Origin of the sequence: Helicobacter mehlei (assembly GCF_003660265.1) — a bacterium.
Taxonomy (GTDB): domain Bacteria; phylum Campylobacterota; class Campylobacteria; order Campylobacterales; family Helicobacteraceae; genus Helicobacter; species Helicobacter mehlei.
In genome coordinates this window covers 28,721-49,251 of sequence record NZ_QXQP01000007.1, presented here as the reverse complement: position 1 = coordinate 49,251, position 20,531 = coordinate 28,721, and the positions used below count along the sequence as shown (strand labels likewise).

General features: G+C 45.8%; 20 protein-coding genes and 1 pseudogene. 17 read left to right on the top strand and 4 right to left on the bottom strand.

All coding sequences use genetic code 11. The annotated features are described in order from the left end of the window. The first annotated feature begins 28 nt into the window (after positions 1–28). The 17 genes and pseudogenes from acnB to EAO36_RS03620 all read left to right on the top strand — a co-directional run bounded on the left by acnB (position 29) and on the right by EAO36_RS03620 (position 16,555). The gene (acnB, locus tag EAO36_RS03695) at positions 29–2,587 is read left to right on the top strand and encodes a bifunctional aconitate hydratase 2/2-methylisocitrate dehydratase (protein ID WP_120955715.1); all 2,559 of its coding nucleotides are present in this window, start codon (positions 29–31) and stop codon (positions 2,585–2,587) included. A gap of 66 nt (positions 2,588–2,653) precedes the next feature. Then, complete coding sequence (locus EAO36_RS03690; protein WP_185962961.1) at positions 2,654–3,313, top strand: amino acid ABC transporter permease; 660 nt, start codon at positions 2,654–2,656, stop codon at positions 3,311–3,313. Continuing rightward, positions 3,307–3,987, top strand: coding sequence for an amino acid ABC transporter permease (locus tag EAO36_RS03685; protein ID WP_120955714.1), 681 nt, complete (start codon positions 3,307–3,309; stop codon positions 3,985–3,987). The genes EAO36_RS03690 and EAO36_RS03685 overlap by 7 nt, the downstream gene beginning before the upstream one ends. Continuing rightward, positions 3,988–4,731, top strand: coding sequence for an amino acid ABC transporter ATP-binding protein (locus EAO36_RS03680; protein WP_120947394.1), 744 nt, complete (start codon positions 3,988–3,990; stop codon positions 4,729–4,731). Positions 4,732–4,781: 50 nt separating this feature from the next. Then, entirely contained in the window at positions 4,782–5,612 is an 831-nt protein-coding gene (locus EAO36_RS03675) for a transporter substrate-binding domain-containing protein (protein ID WP_120947393.1), read from the top strand. 103 nt (positions 5,613–5,715) lie between these two features. Next, positions 5,716–6,504: pseudogene (locus EAO36_RS08910) on the top strand (PAS domain-containing protein); the annotation flags it as partial. A 21-nt stretch (positions 6,505–6,525) separates the two neighbouring features. Beyond that, a complete protein-coding gene (locus EAO36_RS08905) occupies positions 6,526–7,014 on the top strand; it encodes a methyl-accepting chemotaxis protein (protein WP_328588039.1) in 489 nt (162 codons plus the stop codon). A 9-nt stretch (positions 7,015–7,023) separates the two neighbouring features. Beyond that, the gene (locus tag EAO36_RS03665; RefSeq protein WP_120947391.1) at positions 7,024–7,980 is read left to right on the top strand and encodes a D-2-hydroxyacid dehydrogenase; all 957 of its coding nucleotides are present in this window, start codon (positions 7,024–7,026) and stop codon (positions 7,978–7,980) included. 171 nt (positions 7,981–8,151) lie between these two features. Then, positions 8,152–9,165 (top strand): SurA N-terminal domain-containing protein, encoded by a 1,014-nt coding sequence (locus EAO36_RS03660; protein ID WP_120947390.1) that lies wholly within the window; start codon positions 8,152–8,154, stop codon positions 9,163–9,165. A gap of 9 nt (positions 9,166–9,174) precedes the next feature. Further along, entirely contained in the window at positions 9,175–10,227 is a 1,053-nt protein-coding gene (locus tag EAO36_RS03655) for a tetratricopeptide repeat protein (protein WP_120947389.1), read from the top strand. Between the two features lie 8 nt (positions 10,228–10,235). Continuing rightward, positions 10,236–10,673: a ribonuclease HI gene (gene rnhA, locus EAO36_RS03650; protein ID WP_120947388.1), complete on the top strand. Its 438-nt coding sequence runs from the start codon at positions 10,236–10,238 to the stop codon at positions 10,671–10,673. Position 10,674: 1 nt separating this feature from the next. Beyond that, positions 10,675–11,346, top strand: coding sequence for a ribonuclease III (gene rnc, locus EAO36_RS03645; RefSeq protein ID WP_120947387.1), 672 nt, complete (start codon positions 10,675–10,677; stop codon positions 11,344–11,346). Beyond that, positions 11,343–12,422 carry a chorismate synthase gene (gene aroC / locus EAO36_RS03640; protein ID WP_120947386.1) on the top strand — a complete coding sequence of 360 codons (1,080 nt, stop codon included), beginning with the start codon at positions 11,343–11,345 and terminating at the stop codon, positions 12,420–12,422. The genes rnc and aroC overlap by 4 nt, the downstream gene beginning before the upstream one ends. 55 nt (positions 12,423–12,477) lie before the next feature. Next, positions 12,478–13,008 carry a DUF2603 domain-containing protein gene (locus EAO36_RS03635; RefSeq protein ID WP_120947385.1) on the top strand — a complete coding sequence of 177 codons (531 nt, stop codon included), beginning with the start codon at positions 12,478–12,480 and terminating at the stop codon, positions 13,006–13,008. A gap of 1 nt (position 13,009) precedes the next feature. After that, on the top strand, positions 13,010–14,386 hold the full coding sequence (gene hemN / locus EAO36_RS03630) for an oxygen-independent coproporphyrinogen III oxidase (RefSeq protein WP_120947384.1): 1,377 nt from the start codon (positions 13,010–13,012) through the stop codon (positions 14,384–14,386). Positions 14,387–14,438: 52 nt separating this feature from the next. Next, a complete protein-coding gene (locus tag EAO36_RS03625) occupies positions 14,439–15,707 on the top strand; it encodes a (Fe-S)-binding protein (RefSeq protein WP_120955713.1) in 1,269 nt (422 codons plus the stop codon). Positions 15,708–15,799: 92 nt separating this feature from the next. Further along, a complete protein-coding gene (locus EAO36_RS03620) occupies positions 15,800–16,555 on the top strand; it encodes an outer membrane protein (RefSeq protein WP_120947382.1) in 756 nt (251 codons plus the stop codon). 53 nt (positions 16,556–16,608) lie between these two features. On the opposite strand, the gene ccoG is transcribed toward EAO36_RS03620, so the two are convergent. From ccoG to EAO36_RS03600, 4 genes are all read right to left on the bottom strand, one after another. Beyond that, positions 16,609–17,991 (bottom strand): cytochrome c oxidase accessory protein CcoG, encoded by a 1,383-nt coding sequence (gene ccoG, locus EAO36_RS03615; protein ID WP_162983043.1) that lies wholly within the window; start codon positions 17,989–17,991, stop codon positions 16,609–16,611. A 104-nt stretch (positions 17,992–18,095) separates the two neighbouring features. Continuing rightward, positions 18,096–19,235: a potassium channel family protein gene (locus tag EAO36_RS03610; RefSeq protein WP_120947380.1), complete on the bottom strand. Its 1,140-nt coding sequence runs from the start codon at positions 19,233–19,235 to the stop codon at positions 18,096–18,098. Positions 19,236–19,252: 17 nt separating this feature from the next. Further along, positions 19,253–19,441 (bottom strand): 50S ribosomal protein L28, encoded by a 189-nt coding sequence (rpmB, locus tag EAO36_RS03605; protein ID WP_120947379.1) that lies wholly within the window; start codon positions 19,439–19,441, stop codon positions 19,253–19,255. Positions 19,442–19,486: 45 nt separating this feature from the next. After that, positions 19,487–20,473 (bottom strand): cytochrome-c peroxidase, encoded by a 987-nt coding sequence (locus EAO36_RS03600; RefSeq protein ID WP_235852175.1) that lies wholly within the window; start codon positions 20,471–20,473, stop codon positions 19,487–19,489. Between the last annotated feature and the right edge of the window lie 58 nt (positions 20,474–20,531).

Below are 20,531 nucleotides of genomic sequence, written 5' to 3'. Positions count from 1 at the left end.
CTAAAAGCCTATTTCAAAAGGAGTGATCATGCAAACATTCATCCAAGAATACAAAACCATCGAGCAGGAGCGCGCACAAGAGAATATCCCCCCCTTACCCTTAAACGCCAAACAGGTTAAAAGCGTGCTAGACATTCTTTTGCACTCTAAGGACATGCAAGAATGCGCTTTGGCTAAGGATTTATTGATTCAGCGCGTGAGCCCGGGCGTGGATGAGGGCGCACAGGTTAAGGCGCAGTTTCTAGGTCAGATTGCGCTTAAAAAAATAGAGTGTCCGCACTTTAGCCCCCTTGAGGCGGTGGAGTATCTAGGCACCATGCTAGGGGGCTATAATGTTGCGCCCCTAATAGAAGCCCTGCAAAGTAGCGATGTTGCAATCGCTAAGCAAGCCTGCAAGGCGTTAAAATCCACGCTTTTAGTCTATAACTCTTTTGAAACCATCGCTAATTTGAGTAAGAGCAACGCTCTAGCCAAAGAGGTTTTAGAGTCGTGGGCGAACGCCGAGTGGTTTTTGAATAAACCCGCCCTGCCTGAAAAGCTGGAGCTGTGCGTGCTTAAAATTGATGGGGAGACCAATACGGACGATTTGAGTCCGGCTAGCGATGCCTTCACAAGGAGCGACATCCCACTACACGCCAACGCCATGCTCAAAAACCGCATAGAGAATTACCAAGAGAGGTTAGCCAATATCAAGTCTAAGGGCGTGCCGGTGGTGTATGTGGGCGATGTGGTCGGCACGGGCAGTTCGCGTAAGAGCGCGACTAACTCTATCATGTGGCATTTTGGACAAGATATTCCCTATGTGCCCAATAAGCGCACGGGGAGCGTGGTGATCGGAGGGGTCATTGCCCCGATTTTCTTTGCCACTTGTGAAGATAGTGGCGCACTGCCCCTAGTTGCCGATGTGAAAGACTTGCATGAGGGCGACATCATTGAGGTGTATCCTTACAAGGGTGAGATTTACAAGCAGGGGCAGGTGGTGAGCACCTTTAAACTCGAGCCCACCACCCTAGCCGATGAATACCGCGCCGGGGGGCGTATCGCCTTGATCATTGGGCGGGGCTTGACCAACAAGGCGCGCAAATTCTTAGGGCTAGGTCCCTCAGAAGTCTTTGCCAAACCCCAACAACCCGCAGAGAGTCATAAAGGCTACACCCTAGCCCAAAAAATGGTCGGGCGTGCGTGCGCCCTTGAGGGTGTGCGCCCCGGGGCTTATTGCGAGCCCATCACCACCACTGTGGGCAGTCAAGACACCACGGGGGCGATGACTAGAGATGAGGTTAAAGAACTTGCCAGCCTTAGTTTTGAAGCCGATTTTGTCTTACAATCTTTCTGCCACACAGCCGCCTATCCTAAACCCTCCGATGTGAGCTTGCAAGCCACTCTGCCGGAGTTTTTTACCAGTAGGGGCGGGGTGGCGCTCAAGCCTAAAGATGGGATTATTCACTCTTGGCTCAATCGCATGGGCTTGCCCGATACACTAGGCACAGGGGGGGATAGCCATACGCGTTTCCCCATTGGGATTAGTTTCCCTGCTGGGAGTGGATTAGTGGCTTTTGCTGCGGTTACAGGCACCATGCCCTTGAATATGCCCCAATCCGTGTTGGTGCGCTTTAAGGGAGAAATGCAACCGGGCATCACCCTAAGAGACTTGGTCAATGCCATCCCCTATTATGCGATCAAACAGGGCTTGCTCACTGTGGAGAAAAAGGGCAAGAAAAATATCTTCAATGGCAAGATTTTAGAGATCGAGGGCTTGGGCAATATCAAGATTGAACAGGCTTTTGAGTTTAGCGATGCGAGCGCAGAGAGGAGTGCTGCCGCCTGCACTGTGCGCCTCAATAAAGAACCTATCATTGAGTATCTGAGCTCTAACATTCAGCTCATTGAGCAGATGATTGCCAGTGGCTACGAGCACAAAGAAACCCTCAAAAGACGGGCGCAAAAAATGCAAGAGTGGATTGACAACCCCGTGTTATTAGAGCCCGATCCAGATGCGGAGTACGCCGCCGTGATTGAGATCGATCTTAATGAGATCACAGAGCCCATTTTGGCATGCCCTAACGATCCGGACGATGTGGCGACTTTAAGTGAGGTGCTCAATAACCCCAAACGCCCCCAAAAGATTGATGAGGTCTTTATTGGGAGTTGTATGACCAATATTGGGCATTTTAGAGCCTTTGGCGAAATCGTCAAGGGAGCAGGGGCATCCCCTATTCGCCTTTGGGTGGTGCCCCCCACCAAGATGGACGAGCAACAACTCATCAAAGAGGGGTATTTTTCTATCTTTGGGGCTGCTGGGGCGCGCACAGAGGTGCCGGGGTGTAGCTTGTGCATGGGCAATCAAGCACGGGTGCGCGATAATGCCGTGGTGTTCTCCACTTCTACGCGCAATTTTGACAACCGCATGGGCAAGGGCGCGCAGGTGTATTTGGGCAGTGCGGAGCTGGGGGCGGTGTGTGCGCTTTTGGGTAAAATCCCTACCCCTAGCGAGTATCTAGGATTAGTGGCTGAAAAGCTAGAAGCGCGCCGCGAGGAGATTTATCGCTATATGAATTTTCACCTCATGGAGCCCATGGCACTTTAAAGAGCCTTTAAGCGCAACCTTAGCTATTTTCCCTAAGATAGGGGGTTTTTATGAAAGGGTTGCGTTGTGGATTTGGATTGGCAATTTATGTACCACGCCTTGCCTCTTTTTGAGCGTGGGCTTTTTATCACTCTTGAGATTTCCTTTTGGGGTGTTTTGGGGGCAACTCTTCTAGGTTTTGGCGTGGCTTTGTGTCTGTTCTTTAAGCCTAAGTTTTTAGCCAGCTTTGCTAAAATCTACACAGAATTAGCCCGAAACACCCCCCTACTCATCCAACTCTTCTTCTTATACTATGGTTTACACGAGGTGGGGCTTTCCCTTAGTGCCTTGCAATGTGCCGTGCTGGGCGTGATCTTTTTGGGTGGGGCGTATATGGCGGAGAGTTTTTTACTCGGACTAAAAGCTCTAAGCAAGGTGCAAATGGAGAGTTCCTTGAGTTTAGGGCTTTCTAAGTGGCAGAGTTTGTATTTTGTGCTCTTGCCCCAAAGTCTAGCGATCTCTTTGCCCTCACTTGGAGCCAATACGATTTTTTTACTCAAGGAAACTTCTGTGGTGAGCGCAATTGCTCTAGCAGACTTAATGTTTGTGGCTAAAGATTTGATTGGCATTTATTACAAGACCAATGAGGCTTTAATATTATTGGTATTTGCTTACTTGGTTGTGTTATTGCCCTTAAGTGGGCTGTTTGTGGCTTTGGAGAAATATTATAAGAAAAAGATATGTTAGAAATTTTAAATCTCTTTAATGCGGATAATTTAGCCCGCTTGGGCGAGGGGTTGGCAACGACTTTAAGCCTTGCCCTGATCTCTATTGTGTTTTCTTTAGTGGGCGGGGTTGGCTTGGGGGTGGTGATGGCTTTTGGGGGTAAAATCGTGCGCACTCTGTGCCGTGTGTATTTAGAGAGTGTGCGTATCATTCCGCTTTTGGTGTGGCTCTTTATTGTGTATTTTGGGCTGGCATCTGTATTTGATTTGCACATTGAGGCGTTTGTGGCGGGAGTGGTGGTCTTTGCGCTGTGGGGAGTGGCGGAGATGATGGACTTAACAAGGGGGGCTTTAACTTCTATCTCTAAACACCAAAGCCAAAGTGCAAAGGCCCTAGGTTTAACGGCCCTACAAACCACTTTGTATATTCTCTTCCCCCAAGCTTTTTTGGCGTTATTGCCTTCCAGCGTGAATTTATTCACCCGCATGATCAAAACCACCGCCCTAATCTCTCTCATCGGGGCGATTGACGTACTCAAAGTGGGGCAACAAATTATAGAGGTGCATGTAATCAGCATGCCCCATGCGAGTTTTTATGTCTATGGCTTGATCTTTGTACTCTACTTTGTGCTTTGCTATCCCCTCTCTTATTTGAGCCAACGCCTAGAGAGAAAATACCAACACCATCGAGGCTAAATGGCAATTTTGCAAACCATCCAATTACAAAAGTATTATGGCGATCATGTGGTGTTAAAGGGCATTGATTTTAGTCTCAACAAGGGGGAGGCGGTGGTGATTTTAGGGCCTAGTGGGTGTGGGAAAAGCACCTTTTTAAGGTGCTTGAATGGCTTAGAAGAAATCCAAGGGGGGCAGATTTTCTTTAATCATCAAGAGATCAGCGCGCCCAAGACCAATTGGAATCAAATACGCCAAAAGATTGGCATGGTGTTTCAAAATTACGAATTATTCCCGCATTTAAGCGTGTTGCAAAATATTTTATTAGCCCCTCTCAAGGTGCAAAAACGCGCCAAAGAGGAAGTGCAAGAGCAGGCGATCGGCCTTTTAAAGCGCGTGGGGTTAGAACACAAAAAGGGGGCCTACCCGCGGGAGTTAAGCGGGGGGCAAAAGCAAAGAGTGGCCATTGTGCGCGCGCTGTGCATGCAACCAGAAGTGATGCTTTTTGATGAGGTTACGGCTAGTCTCGATCCTGAGATGGTGAAAGAGGTGCTAGAAGTCATTTTAGAGTTGGCGCAAGAGGGGATGAGCATGGTCATTGTTACCCATGAAATGAAATTTGCCCGCAAAGTGGCGCATAGAATTGTGTTTTTTGATCAGGGCGTGGTGGTGGAGGAAAATGATCCAAATGCCTTTTTTGAAAATCCAAAGTCTGAACGCGCGCAGAAATTTTTAGAAATTTTTAATTTCTTGGGGGGCTGTTAAATTTTTATTGCTAGAATGAACCCTCATTTTTTGGAATATGAGGAGCGGTCATGCGTGGTTTGAAAATTGCGGGTGTTTTGATGGCGTTGGTGGCGTTTCTTGTGGCAGGCTGTTCGGATCACAAAGCCCATGCCAAAGAAGATAGTCTAGCACTCATTAAAAAACGGGGGGTGTTGAAGGTGGGCGTGTTTAGCGACAAACCCCCCTTTGGTTATATGGACAGCAAGGGGCAGTTCCAAGGCTTTGATGTTTATATCGCTAGACGCATGGCTAAGGATTTGCTGGGCGATGAGAAAAAGATAGAGTTTATCCCTGTGGAGGCAGCTGCACGGGTGGAGTTTTTGAAGTCCAATAAGGTTGATGTGATCATGGCCAATTTTACCAAGACCAAAGAACGCGCGGTAGTGGTGGATTTTGCCAAGCCTTATATGAAAGTGGCTTTGGGGGTGGTGTCTAAAAATGGAGAAATTAAAAAGATTGAGGATTTGAATGGCAAGCAACCCTTAATTGTGGATAAGGGCACAACTGCTGATTTTTATTTTTCCAAGCACTATCCTAAAATCCCTCTGCTCAAATACGACCAAAATACCGAAACTTTTCTAGCACTCAAGAACAACCGCGGGGTAGCCCTAGCCCATGACAACACGCTTTTATTTGCTTGGGTGAAGAAAAACCCCGAGTTTAAAGTGGGTATCCCCTCTCTAGGCGATCAAGATGTCATTGCTCCAGCGGTCAAAAAAGGTGATAAGGCTTTGTTGGAGTGGCTTAACAAAGAGGTGGATACACTCACCAAGAGTGGTTTTTTCAAACAAGCTTACGATGCCACTTTGAAGCCTATTTATGGCGATGATGTCGATCCCAAGAGCGTGATCTTCGAGTAGATTTTAGCCCCTTCTTGGGGCAAGTGTTACCAAAAATTCTTTTCATATTAACTTCTGACAAAGCTGTATGTCGCTATCATTATCACTACTTTGACTTTGAGGAATGTTCATGTTGTTCAAGAAGAAAAAAGAAGATGATTCTGCCCAACTTTTAAATCAGGAGAATGAGGAGTTGAGGGCAATTTACAAGGCCGTAAATCGTTCAACCGCTTTGATTGAGTTTGATACGCAAGCACGGGTCATTAGTGCCAATGATAACTTTCTAAAGGTGATGGGTTATTCGCTAGAGGAGATTAAAGGCAAACCCCATGCCATCTTTTGTGATGCAGAGTATGTCAATGCCCCCGAGTATCGTAAAAATTGGGATCAACTCAGATCGGGGCAGTTCTTGCGGGGGAGATTTAAACGCTACACCAAACAGGGCGAGGCGGTTTTTTTAGAAGCAAGCTACAACCCTGTTTTTGATGCATCGGGCAAGGTGTATAAAGTCATCAAGTTTGCTCAAGATATCACAGCGCGATCTTTGGAATTTAATGACTTAAAGGCTATCCATGATGCGGTGAATCGCTCTATGGCATTAATTGAGTTTGATCTAGGCCTCCATGTCCTCACCGCTAATGAGAATTTTTTAACGCTTATGGGTTACACTTTAGACGAGATTGTGGGTAAACACCATTCAACATTTGTTGAACCAGAATATGCCGCCAGCTCCACTTACGCGCAAAATTGCAAAAAGGTTGTTTCGGGAAATTTTATCAGTGGTACTTTCAAGCGTCTCACTAAAAACAAACGCCTTGTTTATTTGGAAGCCACTTATAACCCCGTTTTTGATGAGAGTGGCAAAATTTATAAAATTGTCAAAATTGCCAACGATGTAACACACAAAGAGGACAGCAACCAAGAAAAATTTAATATGATTGTGGATCTCATCAAGGAAAACCAACAGCTCACCAGCAATGGGAGTGCGATGATTGAAAAAACGACAGATAATATCCAAGATGTAGCCGATGCCATGAAGAACAACACACATTTGGTGAATACCTTAAGCGCGCAATCTGAATCCATCTCTTCTATCACCCAGACCATTAAAGACATCGCCGATCAAACCAATTTATTAGCCTTGAACGCCGCCATAGAGGCCGCGCGTGCGGGCGAACACGGGCGCGGGTTTGCAGTGGTGGCTGATGAAGTGCGTAAACTAGCCGAGAGAACGGGCAAATCGGTCGCAGAGATCGGGGCGATCATCGGCTCGATTCGCGAGATCACTTCCCAAGTGGTGGTGAATATCACCGCTGGCATGGCATCTGCGGATAAAACTGTGGAATTATCCTATCAAAGCAAATCTTTAATGGATCAAATCAAAATTGCTAGCGACAATGTCGCGCAAAAAATGGGTGTTTAAAGGAAAAACATGGCAACTTCTCAAAAACCACTGACCGTAGTCTTAGAAGCTTTATCTTTGGGCAAACGCCATAAATTAGATGCGTTGGAAGAATTTGTTGATCTGGTCTCTTACCCGGGGACTCCTCAAGAACTAGTCTTGGAGCGCGCCAAAGATGCAGAGATCATCATTTTAAATAAAGTTAAGCTGAGTGGGGACATGCTCAAAGCCCTTAAAAGGCTCAAATGTATTTGTATCACCGCAACGGGCATGAACATGATTGATTTGGATGTGGCCAAAGAGTTGGGTATTCAGGTTAAAAATGTGGTGGGTTATTCCACCCATAGTGTTACCATGCACACCTTTGCGCTTGCCTTTAGCTTGCTCTCCAATATGCCCTACTACGATCACTATTGCAAGAGTGGGGAATATTGCAATAGCGAGCTTTTTTCGCATTTTAATAAGGATTTGATGTCCTTAGAAAACAAAGAATGGGGGATTGTGGGGCTGGGCAATATTGGCAAAAATGTCGCACGCTGTGCTAGTGCTTTTGGTGCGCACGTGAGTTACACTTCTACAAGTGGGCACAATTCTGATCCCACCTATCCCCAAAAATCCTTAGAGACCCTGCTCAAAACTAGCGATGTGATCAGCATCCACGCTCCGCTCAATGAGAAGACTCATAATCTCATCCACGCCCAACACTTCCCGCTACTCAAAAATAAAGCAATCTTGATCAATGTCGGGCGGGGGGGGATTGTCAATGAAGAGGAGCTAGCCCAAGCCCTTAAAACTCAGGACTTTTACTATGCTAGCGATGTCTTTGAGCAAGAACCCATGCGCGCTGATCACCCCTTTTTAGATCCCACAATACAGCCCAAACTTTTACTCACTCCCCACATCGCGTGGGGTTATGGCGACACCATTAAAAAACTCATCGCTGCCACGATTGAAAATGTCAGGGACTATTTAAAAGGGCGTGCTTAAGGGCTTGGGCACCAACTACCTTGTTGTATAACCCTTAATCTTGTTCTTAGTGCCCTTATACTATACTCTGAGCCAAGACTAAATGAGAGAAAGAGAGTGTGGTATTTTTCCAAATTTTCAAGGTTTGCTAGGGTTAGCGGGGGGTTTTGGCACTTTGTTTTAGGGCTTGGTATGGTGTTAGCAGTGGCACAGGGAGCAGACTCTAAAGTGGAATCTGTAACCGGTCAAGGAGGTTCTAGTGCTAAGAACCTAGACAAATACGTTAAAGAAGCTCTAGGCAAATCCAAGAAAGAACATCAAGAGTCCCCCAAACGCTCTCAAGATCAGGAGAAGGGCAAACAGGCTAACAGGTCAGGGTCTTCCAAAAAAACACCTAGCCAAGATTTAGCAGAAGGCAGGGCAGATAACATCGTGGGCGGGATTGCTATCACGGTCAATAACGATCCGATCACGCTTTATCAAATTGAAACCCAAGAGAGAGAACAGCATGTGAGTCGCCAACAAGCCATTAATGCCTTGATTCTCCAGCGTATCCAAGCCCAAGAGATCAAGCGCCTAAAAATTGACATTGAAGATGACAAGATCGATGCTGAGATTGAGAATATCGCACGGCACAATGGCATGGACACTCAAGATTTTATGCGGACCTTAGCCGGAGAGGGCATTAACCCAAGTGCCTACCGCGCCCAGCTCAAAAAACAGCTTGAGACACGGGAACTTTTGCGCAATATTTTGCTCTTTAATGTCAATACCAATAGCGAAACCAAAATGCGCGAGTATTACAACGCCCACAAAGATGAATTTAGCATCCCTAGTGAGATCATCACGATTCGCTACATGGCCAAGGATACTAAAACACTCACCCAAGCCCTTGAAAATAGAAATGTGGAAATTCCCGGGGTTACGCACAATGAAGAAAAAATCCATGTCAAATCTTTAAACCCGCAGATCGCCCAAATGTTTCTCTCCACCAAGGAGAATATGTTCACGCCAATTTTGAATGCGGGTGGGGGGAACTATGTTTCTTTTTTTATCAAACAAAAACTGGGCAAAGAAAATGTATCTTTTAATCAGGCTAGAAACTTCATTGCCGGCAAACTTATTGAGGACCAACAAGACAAAATTCTAGCCGAATATTATGAGAAGTTACGGGTTAAGGCAAAAATCAAGTTTTTACGCCAATAGAGCAAGTCTGTGGAGCAATTAGCGTTCATCTATAAAGACTCGCTCTTTAGTGTCGCCATCTTGGTTTTCATCATTGGGAGTGTAATCTTGATGGATTATTTCCGCTCTGCTCTAGCACACCGCCGTAACCTTAAAACCCTCAATGCGCTTTCTCTCTCCTATTCTCAAGTGGAATTAGCTTATGAGGTCCAACAACTCTTGGCTAAAGAGCAAGAAAATGCCCTAGAGGTCTTGGGTTTTAAGACTTGGATGTTTTTGGCTAAACATTATGCTAAATACGGCAATAGCGAACAGGCGATTAAAATCTATTTGGTTTTATTACCCAAATACCAAAACGATCGCATCGCCATTTTAGAGAGTCTAGCCAAAGCCTACATTGATATGGGCTATGTGCAAAAGGCGCGTGATATTTTAATCGAGGTTTTGCGTATCGATCCGGGTAACACCCACGCCCTACATGCCATGGTACAAGCTCATGAAATCATGTGCGAGCCCAAAAAAGCCTTGCAAGTCTTGGAATGCTTGGATGAGCTAGGGACCAGCGGTTTAGCCGACACCTATTATTACTTGCAAATGCAAATTTTGATCGAGCAGGATTTGGGTCTTGAGGATAAGAGTTTTGCCATTCTCACACTGGGACACCAACAACCCAAACTCTATAAGCTGGCACTCAGGCATTGCAAAAGCCACCACAAGCCTCTATTCTTACAAGAAATCACCTCCTTAGAAGAGGCAATGCCCTACATAGACCTCCTATGGGATATTAAAAAAGAAGAGATTCAACCTTTTTTAGAGAGTTTGCACCCCAAGCTTTTAGAGGTGTTTGTGGCAAAGGGGTATGTGGAGGGGGTGTGCGATACGCTAGAGTTAGAGATTTTTAAAACTTTCCATGCCAAATACCAAATCAATTTGAATTTTAGTTACCAATGTTCTTTTTGTAAAAGTCTCTCCCCCTTTGAGAGTTACCGCTGTTTGGTTTGCACACAGATAGGCCCCAAAGAGGTGATTTTGGGCATCGAAAAACACCCCAATGACTATAGCAAGAATAGCAATTTGAATTAGGAGGTTCGATGAAATGTATTGAGCTTTTTTGTGATGGGTCGTCTTTGGGTAATCCGGGCTTTGGGGGTTATTGTGCCATCTTGCGTTATCAGGGTGTGGAGAAGATCATTGCCGGATCAGAGAGCTACACGACCAATAATCGCATGGAACTTAGGGCCGTGAATGAAGCTTTAAAAGTCCTTAAAGAACCATGCCAAATTGCCCTTTATAGTGATTCGACCTATGTTTGCTATGGGATTAGCCGTTGGCTAGTAGCATGGGTGCTTAAGGACTTCGCTAAGGTCAAAAACGCCGATCTGTGGCGTGAATTTGTGAGCTTGCGTGCCCCGCATGAAATCAGCACCCATTGGATAAGAGGGCATAGCGGGCATGCTCAAAATGAAAAATGCGACAGGCTGGCTAGGGAACAAGCCTTGCAGCACAAAATCGCCAATAAGGGGCAATGAGATGTTACAAACACTTCAAGAATGCTTGGGTTATGTTTTTAAGGACGCAGAGTTGCTCCAACAAGCCTTAACGCACAGGAGTGCCAAAGCCCACAAAAATAACGAACGCTTGGAGTTTTTGGGCGATGCGGTGTTGGATTTGGTGGTGGCTGAGATTTTATTTGCGCGTTTTGAGGATTTGCAAGAAGGCGATCTCTCTAAAATGCGCGCCTCGTTGGTCAATGAAAAGGCTTTTTTTAAACTAGCCTTACTTTTAAATTTGCAAGATCACATTTTAATTTCAGCCGCTGAAGCCAATAACCACGGACATACTAAACCCTCCATTCTTGCCAGTGCCTTTGAGGCTTTGATGGGGGCGATTTACCTAGAAAGCGGACTAGAGCCCGTTAAAACCTTGATGCAAAAGCTTTTTAGGCAAGCCTACCCCAATCTTTCTCTTCAAGAGCTTTTCATGGACTATAAAAGCGCATTGCAAGAACTCACCCAAGCGCGCTTTAAGGTCGTACCCACTTACACGCTCAAAAATGAGAGCGGTCCTGATCATGCCAAACAATTTGAGATGCAAATTTTTATCTTAAATAAACTCTATGGCACCTGCAAGGCTAGTAGCAAGAAGCAAGCCGAACAGCTTTGCGCCCAAGTGGCTTACCAGCAATTAAAGGAAATGCCATGAATACTTTGGGTCGGGTCTTAAGACTAACCACCTTTGGCGAATCGCATGGGCTAATGGTGGGGGGCATTTTAGAGGGCGTGCCTGCAGGGCTGGTGTTGGATATGGATTTGATACAAGTCGAGGTTGATCGGCGTAAAAGCATGCATGTCTTCACCACACCCAGACAAGAGCCAGATAGGATTGAATTGGTGAGCGGGGTTTTTGAGGGCAAGAGCACGGGCGCACCCATCGCCTTGCTGGTGCATAACCACAATATCAAAAGTAAAGACTATGACAACCTCAGAGAGAGTTTTAGACCCGGGCATGCTGATTTCACCACTTTTTCCAAATACGGACTTAGGGATCACAGAGGCGGGGGGCGTAGCTCAGCTAGAGAGAGTGTCATTAGAGTGGGTGCAGGTGCGATTGCCAAACTTTTATTACAAGAGTTAGGGCTAGAGGTGGTGGGGGGGGTTTTTAGCATAGGGGGTATTGAGGCTAAGGCGATTGATTTTGATTTTGCCAAACAGAGCGTGATTTTTTCTTTAAGCCCTGAAGTGGAGGCACAACAAAAACAAGCCATCTTGGAAGCCAAACAAAAAGGGGATAGCCTTGGGGGCGTGGTGTTGGTGCAAGCTAGAGCACATGCCAATTTGCTAGGTTTGGGGCAACCGCTGTATGACAAGCTCGATGCGCGCATTGCGGGCGTGATGATGGGGCTTAATGGGGTCAAAGGAGTTTTTATAGGTGATCCGCATGTCTCTAGCATGCAAGGGAGCCACTATAACGACCCGATCAGCCCACAAGGGTTTAAGAGTAATCATAGCGGGGGGATTTTAGGGGGTCTTGGCAATGGATCGGATTTGGTGGTGTGGGTGCATTTTAAACCTACTTCCAGTATCGCACACCAACAAGAGAGTATCAACACGCAAGGGCAAGCCGTGCATTTGGAGCTTAAGGGCAGGCATGACCCTTGTATTGCCATTCGGGGGAGTGTAGTGTGTGAGAGTTTGCTAGCCTTGATCTTAGCAGATTTCTTGCTTTTAAACTTGGGATCGCAACTAAACACGCTCAAGGGCTTTTATCGCAAGGCTTGAGTTTTGTTGTGGATTTTGTGCTACAATAGATGAAACCATCCAAAAAGGGGATCGCATGCAGGAGATCAATTCCCAAACCTCTAGAACTAGGAGGACCCGGGCTAGAAACAACCAGAGTAGCACGCAGGGTATGTATCAAAGCTTAGAGTCGGGAAAAAATCGTGTCCAAGCAAAATCTCTTGATTCTAAGCAAATGCTCTTAGAGCTAGAAGAGGGGGCGTTTGATCCCAAAGAGGCATGGTTTATGCAAGATGAGCAAAATCACCGCTATGTGGTGATCCCAGAAGCTTTGCTCCAACACATTGTACGCATGATCCAAAAAGCCTATGAAGATAAGATCGTGGTGGAGCTTGAAAGGGATATGGCAACCCTTACGCCGATTGATTTTGCCGATGCAATGGCGGTTGTTTTTAAAAAGCTAGAAGCCATGCGTGGGAGTGATGGGAGCTTGCCTAAGATTTCCTCGCTTGATTTTGTCAAACAGGTCAAAAAGCAACACCCCAACCTCTTTTTTAATTTCTCTGAATTTTTAGAGGAGAAAAAGCAAGAGGGTTTGGACTTAGATAATCTACAAATTCCCTTTTAAAATGCCAGCCCCCCAAACCCTTGATTTCCAAAAATACGCCTCTTACTCCAAACCCGGACCCCGCTACACCAGCTACCCTACGGCAGTGGAGTTTTCTAGCCAGTTTCAAGAGATGGACTTGATCCAAGCCTTCCAAAGAAGCGATCCGCAAATCCCCCTATCACTTTACTTCCATTTACCCTTTTGCAAGAGCGCGTGCTATTTTTGTGCGTGCAATGTGATCTACACCAATAGCCAGCGTAAAAAAGAACGCTACATCGGCTATCTTGAGAAAGAATTGGCACTTTTAAAGCGGTATTTAGACACGCATAAAGAAGTGGTGCAGTTACACTTTGGCGGGGGCACGCCCACTTTTTTTAGTGCCACGCAATTAAAACGCATTATCCAAGATATCTTCCACACCTTCCCTAATTTTGCCCCCCATGCCGAATTGGCATGCGAGATCGATCCGCGCCATTTTGAGCGCGCCCAAATGGAGGTTTTACACCAATACGGGTTTAACCGCCTAAGCTTTGGGGTGCAAGATTTTGATTTACAGGTGCAACAAGCGATCAACCGCTTGCAGAGCTTTGAGTTGGTACAAGAAAAAGTCTCTTTGGCTCGGGAATTTGGCATCAATTCGATCAATTTTGATCTCATCTATGGTCTGCCCTTCCAGACTTTGGCTAGTTTTGAGCAAACGCTTGTAAAAACCCTAGATCTCAACCCCGATCGCTTGGCGATTTTTAACTACGCCCATGTGCCTTGGGTCAAGCACACCATGAAAATTGACCCCACCACCCTGCCCAGCCCAAAGCAAAAATTAGAACTCTTGCAGTTTTTAATTGGGTTTTTAAAGGCACGGGGCTATGAGATGATTGGCATGGATCACTTCGCCAAAAAAGATAATGAACTTTATCTTGCCTTGCAAAACAAACAGCTCAGACGCAATTTTCAAGGTTACACCACCCAGAAATTTTCCCAAACCATCGGCGTTGGGGTTACTAGCATTGGTGAGGGGTTGGATTATTACACCCAAAACTTTAAGGATTTAAAACGCTACGAGCAGGCTTTGGATAGCGGTCATTTGCCTGTGGAGCGGGGTTTTAGACTGAGTAGAGAAGATGAGCTAAGAAAAGAAGTCATTATGCACTTGATGAATAATTTAGAGCTCAATTTTAGTGCCATTGAAAGGAGTTTTGGGATTGATTTTAAAGAGCACTTTAAGCAAGCTTTGGAGGCTTTAAAACCCTACGAGCAAGAGGGCTTGGTTATTTTGGATCAAGACGGGCTGAAAACCAGCGCAACGGGGGCGATGCTGGTGCGCAATATTGCTATGTTCTTTGATGCCTACCTAGGGGATCAACATAAAGACAAACGCTTTAGCCAAACCCTTTAATGTTGCGCCCACAGAGTTATTAGAAGAAATCAAGAGGGTAACGCAGGCTTGCGTGAAGTGCGGGAAATGTGTCCCTAGTTGCACGATTTATCGCATCCATAAGGACGAGACCACCTCTCCACGTGGGTTTTTGGACTTGATCGCCCAAGTCAAGCAAGAGAGTTTGGAGTTTAGCCCCGATGTGAAGGGCATTTTTGATACTTGTTTTTTGTGCACCACTTGCGTGCAAGTCTGCCCCTTGCATTTGCCCATTGATGTGATGATTGAAAAGGTGCGCTATTTGAGCACCGCCAAACACCCCATCAGCTGGCATAAAAAACTCTATTTTTTCTTGTTGCGCCACCCAAAGCTGATGGATTTTGTCTTTTCTTTTTGCCATGTCCTAGCCCCGTGTGCCTTCAAACAAGAAAATGACAAGCTCAAATGGCGTTTCAAATGGCGCGCTAAAAACCCCAACTTAAGCCTCTTGCAAAAACGCGCCTTTTTCCCCTTTGCCTCCAAGAGTTTTTTAAACAGCCACCCACCAGAAATCACGCCCCAAAACCCACCAGATCGGCCCGTTAGAAAAGTAGGGATCTTCATTGGGTGCTTGGGGAATTACAATTACCCCAATGTGGGTAAAAGTTTGCTCTCTTTGCTGGACAAACTAGGAATTGGGGTGATCTTACCCCAACAAGTTTGTTGCGGTGCGCCAGCCTATTTTAGTGGAGATGCCAAGAGTGCCCTTTTTCTAGCCCAAAAAAATACCGCCTCTCTAGCTAACATCGCTCCCCAAGTAGAAGCAATCTTGGTCCCTGAAGCCACTTGCATTAGCATGCTCAAAAAAGATTACCCCCATGTGTTCAAAAATATTCCCGATCTTAAGGATCGTCAAGAGTGGCTAGACAAATTCAGCACCATTCAGGACAAGCTACAACTAGCCTCTGCATTTCTAGCCCAGTACACCGCCCTAATAGATTTACTCAAACAACGCCCCAAAAGCCCTTTGAGCTTGACCTATCACGATCCTTGCCATGCCAAAAAGGTTTTAGGGGTTTATGCAGAGCCGCGCATGCTTTTACAAACCAACCACCAAATCATTGAAATGCAGGAGAGCGATCGCTGTTGTGGCTTTGGGGGGGTGAGCATGCAAAGCGAGCACTACTCCTTGACTCTCCAAGCTGGTCTGCCCAAAGCCCGTGATATTGTGAGCACCCACGCCCAAATTGTGAGTGCGGAATGTTCGGCGTGTCGGGTGCAACTCAATAACGCCCTAGAGCAAATTGACGCGCCCACGCAATTTTTGCACCCCTTAGAACTCTTGGATCGGGTTTTGGCATAAAATTTTTCTCTTTAAACGGCAAATGCCCAAATCTTAAAAAAAATATGCTAGAATAAGGGGAAATCATTAACATTCATTGAAAAGAGGATTATATGAGAAAAACATTCTACGCCTTAGTATCCAGTGCTGTAGCACTGAGCGGTTCGCTCACGACTCTGAGCGCAGAGAGGAGCGCATGGTATGTGGGTGCGAGTTATCAAGTTGGGCAAGCGGGGCAGACGATCACGAACAAGAGTGGTAATCCTTTGTTGCAGATCCATACTCTCCCTACTGGGACTTACCATTATTTGGCCGTGATGCAGGGATTGGGTGTTAGCGTGGGCTATAAGCAGTTTTTGGGTAAGAAAAAATGGTTTGGTCTGCGTTATTACGGGTTTTTTGACTATGGACATGCCGTTTTTGGGGCTAATGCACTAACTTGTCCATCAGGCACAACGATGAGCAGTGTCAATACTCCTACTGCTGGTGGTGCTTCGCCTTGTCCAGCTGTTGCTAACCTCTCAGACATGTTCACCTATGGTGTGGGAATCGACACGCTTTACAATGTGATCAACAAGCAAGATGTCACTTTTGGCTTTTTCTTTGGAGCGGCCATTGCGGGTAACTCTTGGGGCAACACAACAAAACACTTCATGGTCGAGCGGGGTCTAGGAGGCAAAATCGATCCAGCGATCTTCCAATTTTTGTTCAACGCCGGTTTACGCACCGCCATTGGCAAGCACCAAGAATTTGACTTTGGGGTCAAAATCCCGACCATCAACGACTACTATTTCTACAGCAAAGAAGGCTTGGCTTTCACTTACCGCCGCCAATACAGCCTCTATGCTGGGTACCGCTACAACTTCTAACTTGCCTCTTGGCTAGCCCTCTTGCTAGCCAACCTCCCTTCACACCTTAGAATCTAAAAATCCGGGACGATAAAAACGCTCTCTTGCGTGGAAGTGATGCTGGGATCATCTGTGCTGTAAGCTTTGATCGCGATGGGCAAAATTCCGCGTTTGGCGTGGGTAACATCGTGTTTGCCGTAGGCTTGTTTGGCTGCCTCCATAGGCATGCGCAAAACTACCACAACCTTCATTTTACCCCTTGCGCCAATAGAGAGGGGGTTTTTGGGGCGCACAATGCTAATATGCGGATCGTCGATGCTAAAAGTGTAGGTGTGGGTTTTGCTACTGGTGTTTTGGAAGAGAAAAATATAGGTGTTTTTGACATACCCATTTTTAACACTATATAAACGCCCGCCATGCGTGATGTCTAAAATCATCGAGGCCTTCTCTAAAGACCCCACAATCAACGCCCCGATCACTAAGACCAGCACCCCAATGTAGGCGATGGTTTTGGTACGCCACAATCTGACTTTCTGCTTGGTGCTCGTGGCATTACTTGAAGACCAATTAATCAGACTGGGCTTGTTTAATTTCCCCATCGTCATGGTGCAAGCATCTACGCATTCCAAGCAATTAATGCATTCTAATTGCATACCTTTTCTAATGTCAATGTGTGTCGGGCAGACCAAGACACAATGGTTGCAACTCACGCATTCATTAGCCGGATTGCGCTTTTGGGGGAGGGCAGGGATTTTCATATCCTTCTTGTCATAGATGAGCCCCCCACGTTGGGTATCGTAAATGGGGTTTAGGGTGTCATCATCAAAAAGCACGCTTTGCACCCGTGCGTAAGGGCATAGATAAATACAAAAGCGTTCTTGCACAACCACAATATCAAAGAAAACTACCGCGCTTAAAGCTGCCCAAATGCCCAGTAACAACATGTGCTCTTTAGGTGCATTGATCCCCTCTAAAAACTCATAGGGGGGGACAAAATAAAATAACAACACTGCCATCGCTGCAATCGGGACGGGCAAAAATAAAATACAACTCGCGATCTTTTTGAGCCAATTTTTCAGATCTGAACGCACAGGGCGTTGTTTATTGTTAATCTGGGTGCGCAAACCTAAAATCTTAGTTTCAATGAGATCGCGATGGATTACCCTAAAAATAGTCTGTGGACACCCCCACCCGCACCACACCCGCCCCAGCATGGAAGTCATGAAAAAGATAAAGACAAATAAGAAAATTACCAAGAGGGGCAATAAATACATCTCTTGTGCGCTGTAAATATTGCCTAACAAGTGGATTTGCTTGTGCTCAAAAGAGATGAGAAACACCTGCCCCTCACCCATATGCACAAAGGGCAGACCGATAGCTAAAATGGTGATTAAAATATAAATGATGTAGCGCTTAAAGCGGAAAGACTGGTAAAAATAGTAACTCTTGTCCTTGATTTTCTGAAAACCATGCGTGTCCATGAACACCCTTGTATGTTGGATGCTGGCATGGTAGCAAATTTTATTTAAGGCTCTTTAAACCCTGCTGGAGGTCTAAACCCTCACAGTGTGATGAAATCCATCTCCATAGGCCGTTGGTGTTGCAAGATAAAAGTTTTGGATTTTTCCACGCCCTCAGAAGTGCCGATTATTAATAACTTAGACTCGCTAGCAATGATGGCTTCCCCATCGGGCATGGGGATATAACGCCCGTCCTTTTGGATGATCCCAATAATAAAAACTTTCGTGATCTCTCTAAAATGGGCTTCTTTGAGCTTGCGCTGGACTAGCCAACTCTCTTTGGGCACAATGACCTCTTCTAGGTCTAATAGCGTATCTTTTTTATAGATGAATTTTTCAAGGATATTTTCCATATCAGGGCGAATTGCCATCGCGCTCACCCGTTGTGCCATCAGCTTTGTGGGCGAAACTACACTATCAGCCCCGAGTTTTTTGAGCTTTTCCAAGCCTTCATCACTATGTGCGCTGGCAATCACATAGTAGGGCTTGCGTTTGAGCTCCTTTTCAAAGAGACGCACGCTCACAATCAAGGCGACATTCACTGGCAAAATCTCTGAAAAGGTTACCACGCCCCTAGCACTACTCAAATGGGTTTTGAGCATGGCTAAGTTGGTGTGGGGATCGCCGGTGATGTAGTAGGGGTATTTGTGCTTGATGGCTTCTTCCTCAAAGTTGGGCGCATTATCCACCACCACGAAAGGAATCTGCGCGCTTCGAAATTGCTTGCTGAGCTCAATGGTGTATTCGTTATGATAACAGATCACATAGTGGTTTTTAAGTCTGGCTATTTTGTAAATCATTCTCTTCTCCCGAATTAATCCTGCTAGTACGCCCTTATTGATCACATTGATTAAAATTGCCACGCTAAAAGTTACTACCCCCGTCCCGCAAAACATGATAATGGAGGTGAAAAAAATACTGATAGTATTAAATTCATGCTCGTTGAGCGCACCAAAACCCGTTGCAGTAAAAGTGTAGGTGGTTTGAAAAAAAGCCTGCATTAGGCTGTAGTCTTGCAGGGCCAAATAACCCAAAGTGCCCGCCAAAATAAAACACTGGATCAGCACTAAAGGCAGTCTAAAAACTTCAAATTGGGCGTAAATCTCGGCGTTGAGATTGTAGTCGGCTTTAACCTTTTTCTTTTTAACCGAAAATAGGAAGGCCTTGATCTTTTTAAACATCACGTGGGCATAAAACCCTACTTGCTCTTACGCATGGTCCTTAGCGTGGAAGCCGCCACCTTGAGTTTTTTGCGTGTGCCATCTTCTAGGCGGATGTGGATGGTGTGTAGATTGGGCAACAACCGCCTTTTGTTTTTATTATTGGCATGGCTTACGCGGTTACCCACCATCGGACCTTTATTGCTCACTAAACATCTTCTTGCCATAAACTCTCCTTGTTTTTAAAATAAAACGGGCATTATACCCAAAAACTAATGCGAAGGAGCTTTAGGCTTGGGGTTATCGCCTTCCATGATCCCCTCGGGTTTAGGTGTAGTTGCTGTGATGGTGGGCAGATCAGGATAAACAATCGTGGGTTTTTTGCCAGTGAGCGCACCAAAGAAAATTGCGATCTTTTTAGCCTCTTCATCATTAATAGTAATGCCTAACTGGATTGCTCCCATCTCTTTAATCGCGTCTTTAACATCCCAATACTGCCCATTGTGGAAATAGGGCATGGTTTCTAGGATATTGCGTAGAGTGGGCACTTTGACCATGCCATCTTTATTCCCCTTAAAGTCGCCCACATTGGCAAATTTGTAAGGTGCCGCCACTTGGAAGGGTTGCATAGTCCCCCCTAGATTGATTCCATTGTGGCAAGCAATACAGCCCTTATCTAAAAAGAGTTTCAAGCCTTCTTTTTCTTGTGGACTTAGGGCTTTGACATTGCCCCTTAAGAAGTCGTCATAACGGCTAGGCGTGTTTAAAGTCGCTTCAAACATGGCGATGGTATCTGCAATGAGGTTAAAATCGATCTTGACATGGTTGCCATAAGCCCGTTTAAAAGCTTTGACATACCCGGGCATAGAATTGATCTTGGCTTCCACCACTTTAGGATCAGCATTCATCTCAACAGGACTGCTAATGGGTCCTTTTGCCTGATCGCCCAAGTGTGCCGCACGCCCATCCCAAAATTGCACCGAATTAAAGACAGAGTTATATACTGTGGGCGAATTGAGAAAGTGTGGATTGGGCTTCCAGCCTTCACCTACTGCCCTAGAGACTAAATCCACACCTGCCAACCCCAAATTATGGCAGGTGTTACAAGAGATCAAATAAGAGGTCGAAATTCTAGGGTCTAAATAAAGTTTCTTGCCCAATTCCACCTGCGCCTTAGTCATCACTGGCCCCTTATGAGAGAGTCCCAAATCGGTAACCTTTTTGACCAGATATTTTTGCAAATCCTTACCTTGGGGCATGGGCACTAAATTAGCCTCTAATGCCCGCTTGATCAAGGCAAAATCCGCTTGGGTTTTG

Coding starts and splice junctions, on each gene's coding strand:
- acnB (WP_120955715.1), top strand. CDS start 29: ATGCAAACATTCATCCAAGAATACAAAACCATCGAGCAGGAGCGCGCA.
- EAO36_RS03685 (WP_120955714.1), top strand. CDS start 3,307: ATGTTAGAAATTTTAAATCTCTTTAATGCGGATAATTTAGCCCGCTTG.
- EAO36_RS03680 (WP_120947394.1), top strand. CDS start 3,988: ATGGCAATTTTGCAAACCATCCAATTACAAAAGTATTATGGCGATCAT.
- EAO36_RS03675 (WP_120947393.1), top strand. CDS start 4,782: ATGCGTGGTTTGAAAATTGCGGGTGTTTTGATGGCGTTGGTGGCGTTT.
- EAO36_RS08905 (WP_328588039.1), top strand. CDS start 6,526: ATGATTGTGGATCTCATCAAGGAAAACCAACAGCTCACCAGCAATGGG.
- EAO36_RS03665 (WP_120947391.1), top strand. CDS start 7,024: ATGGCAACTTCTCAAAAACCACTGACCGTAGTCTTAGAAGCTTTATCT.
- EAO36_RS03660 (WP_120947390.1), top strand. CDS start 8,152: ATGGTGTTAGCAGTGGCACAGGGAGCAGACTCTAAAGTGGAATCTGTA.
- rnhA (WP_120947388.1), top strand. CDS start 10,236: ATGAAATGTATTGAGCTTTTTTGTGATGGGTCGTCTTTGGGTAATCCG.
- rnc (WP_120947387.1), top strand. CDS start 10,675: ATGTTACAAACACTTCAAGAATGCTTGGGTTATGTTTTTAAGGACGCA.
- aroC (WP_120947386.1), top strand. CDS start 11,343: ATGAATACTTTGGGTCGGGTCTTAAGACTAACCACCTTTGGCGAATCG.
- EAO36_RS03635 (WP_120947385.1), top strand. CDS start 12,478: ATGCAGGAGATCAATTCCCAAACCTCTAGAACTAGGAGGACCCGGGCT.
- hemN (WP_120947384.1), top strand. CDS start 13,010: ATGCCAGCCCCCCAAACCCTTGATTTCCAAAAATACGCCTCTTACTCC.
- EAO36_RS03620 (WP_120947382.1), top strand. CDS start 15,800: ATGAGAAAAACATTCTACGCCTTAGTATCCAGTGCTGTAGCACTGAGC.
- EAO36_RS03610 (WP_120947380.1), bottom strand. CDS start 19,235: ATGTTTAAAAAGATCAAGGCCTTCCTATTTTCGGTTAAAAAGAAAAAG.
- rpmB (WP_120947379.1), bottom strand. CDS start 19,441: ATGGCAAGAAGATGTTTAGTGAGCAATAAAGGTCCGATGGTGGGTAAC.
- EAO36_RS03600 (WP_235852175.1), bottom strand. CDS start 20,473: ATGCCCCAAGGTAAGGATTTGCAAAAATATCTGGTCAAAAAGGTTACC.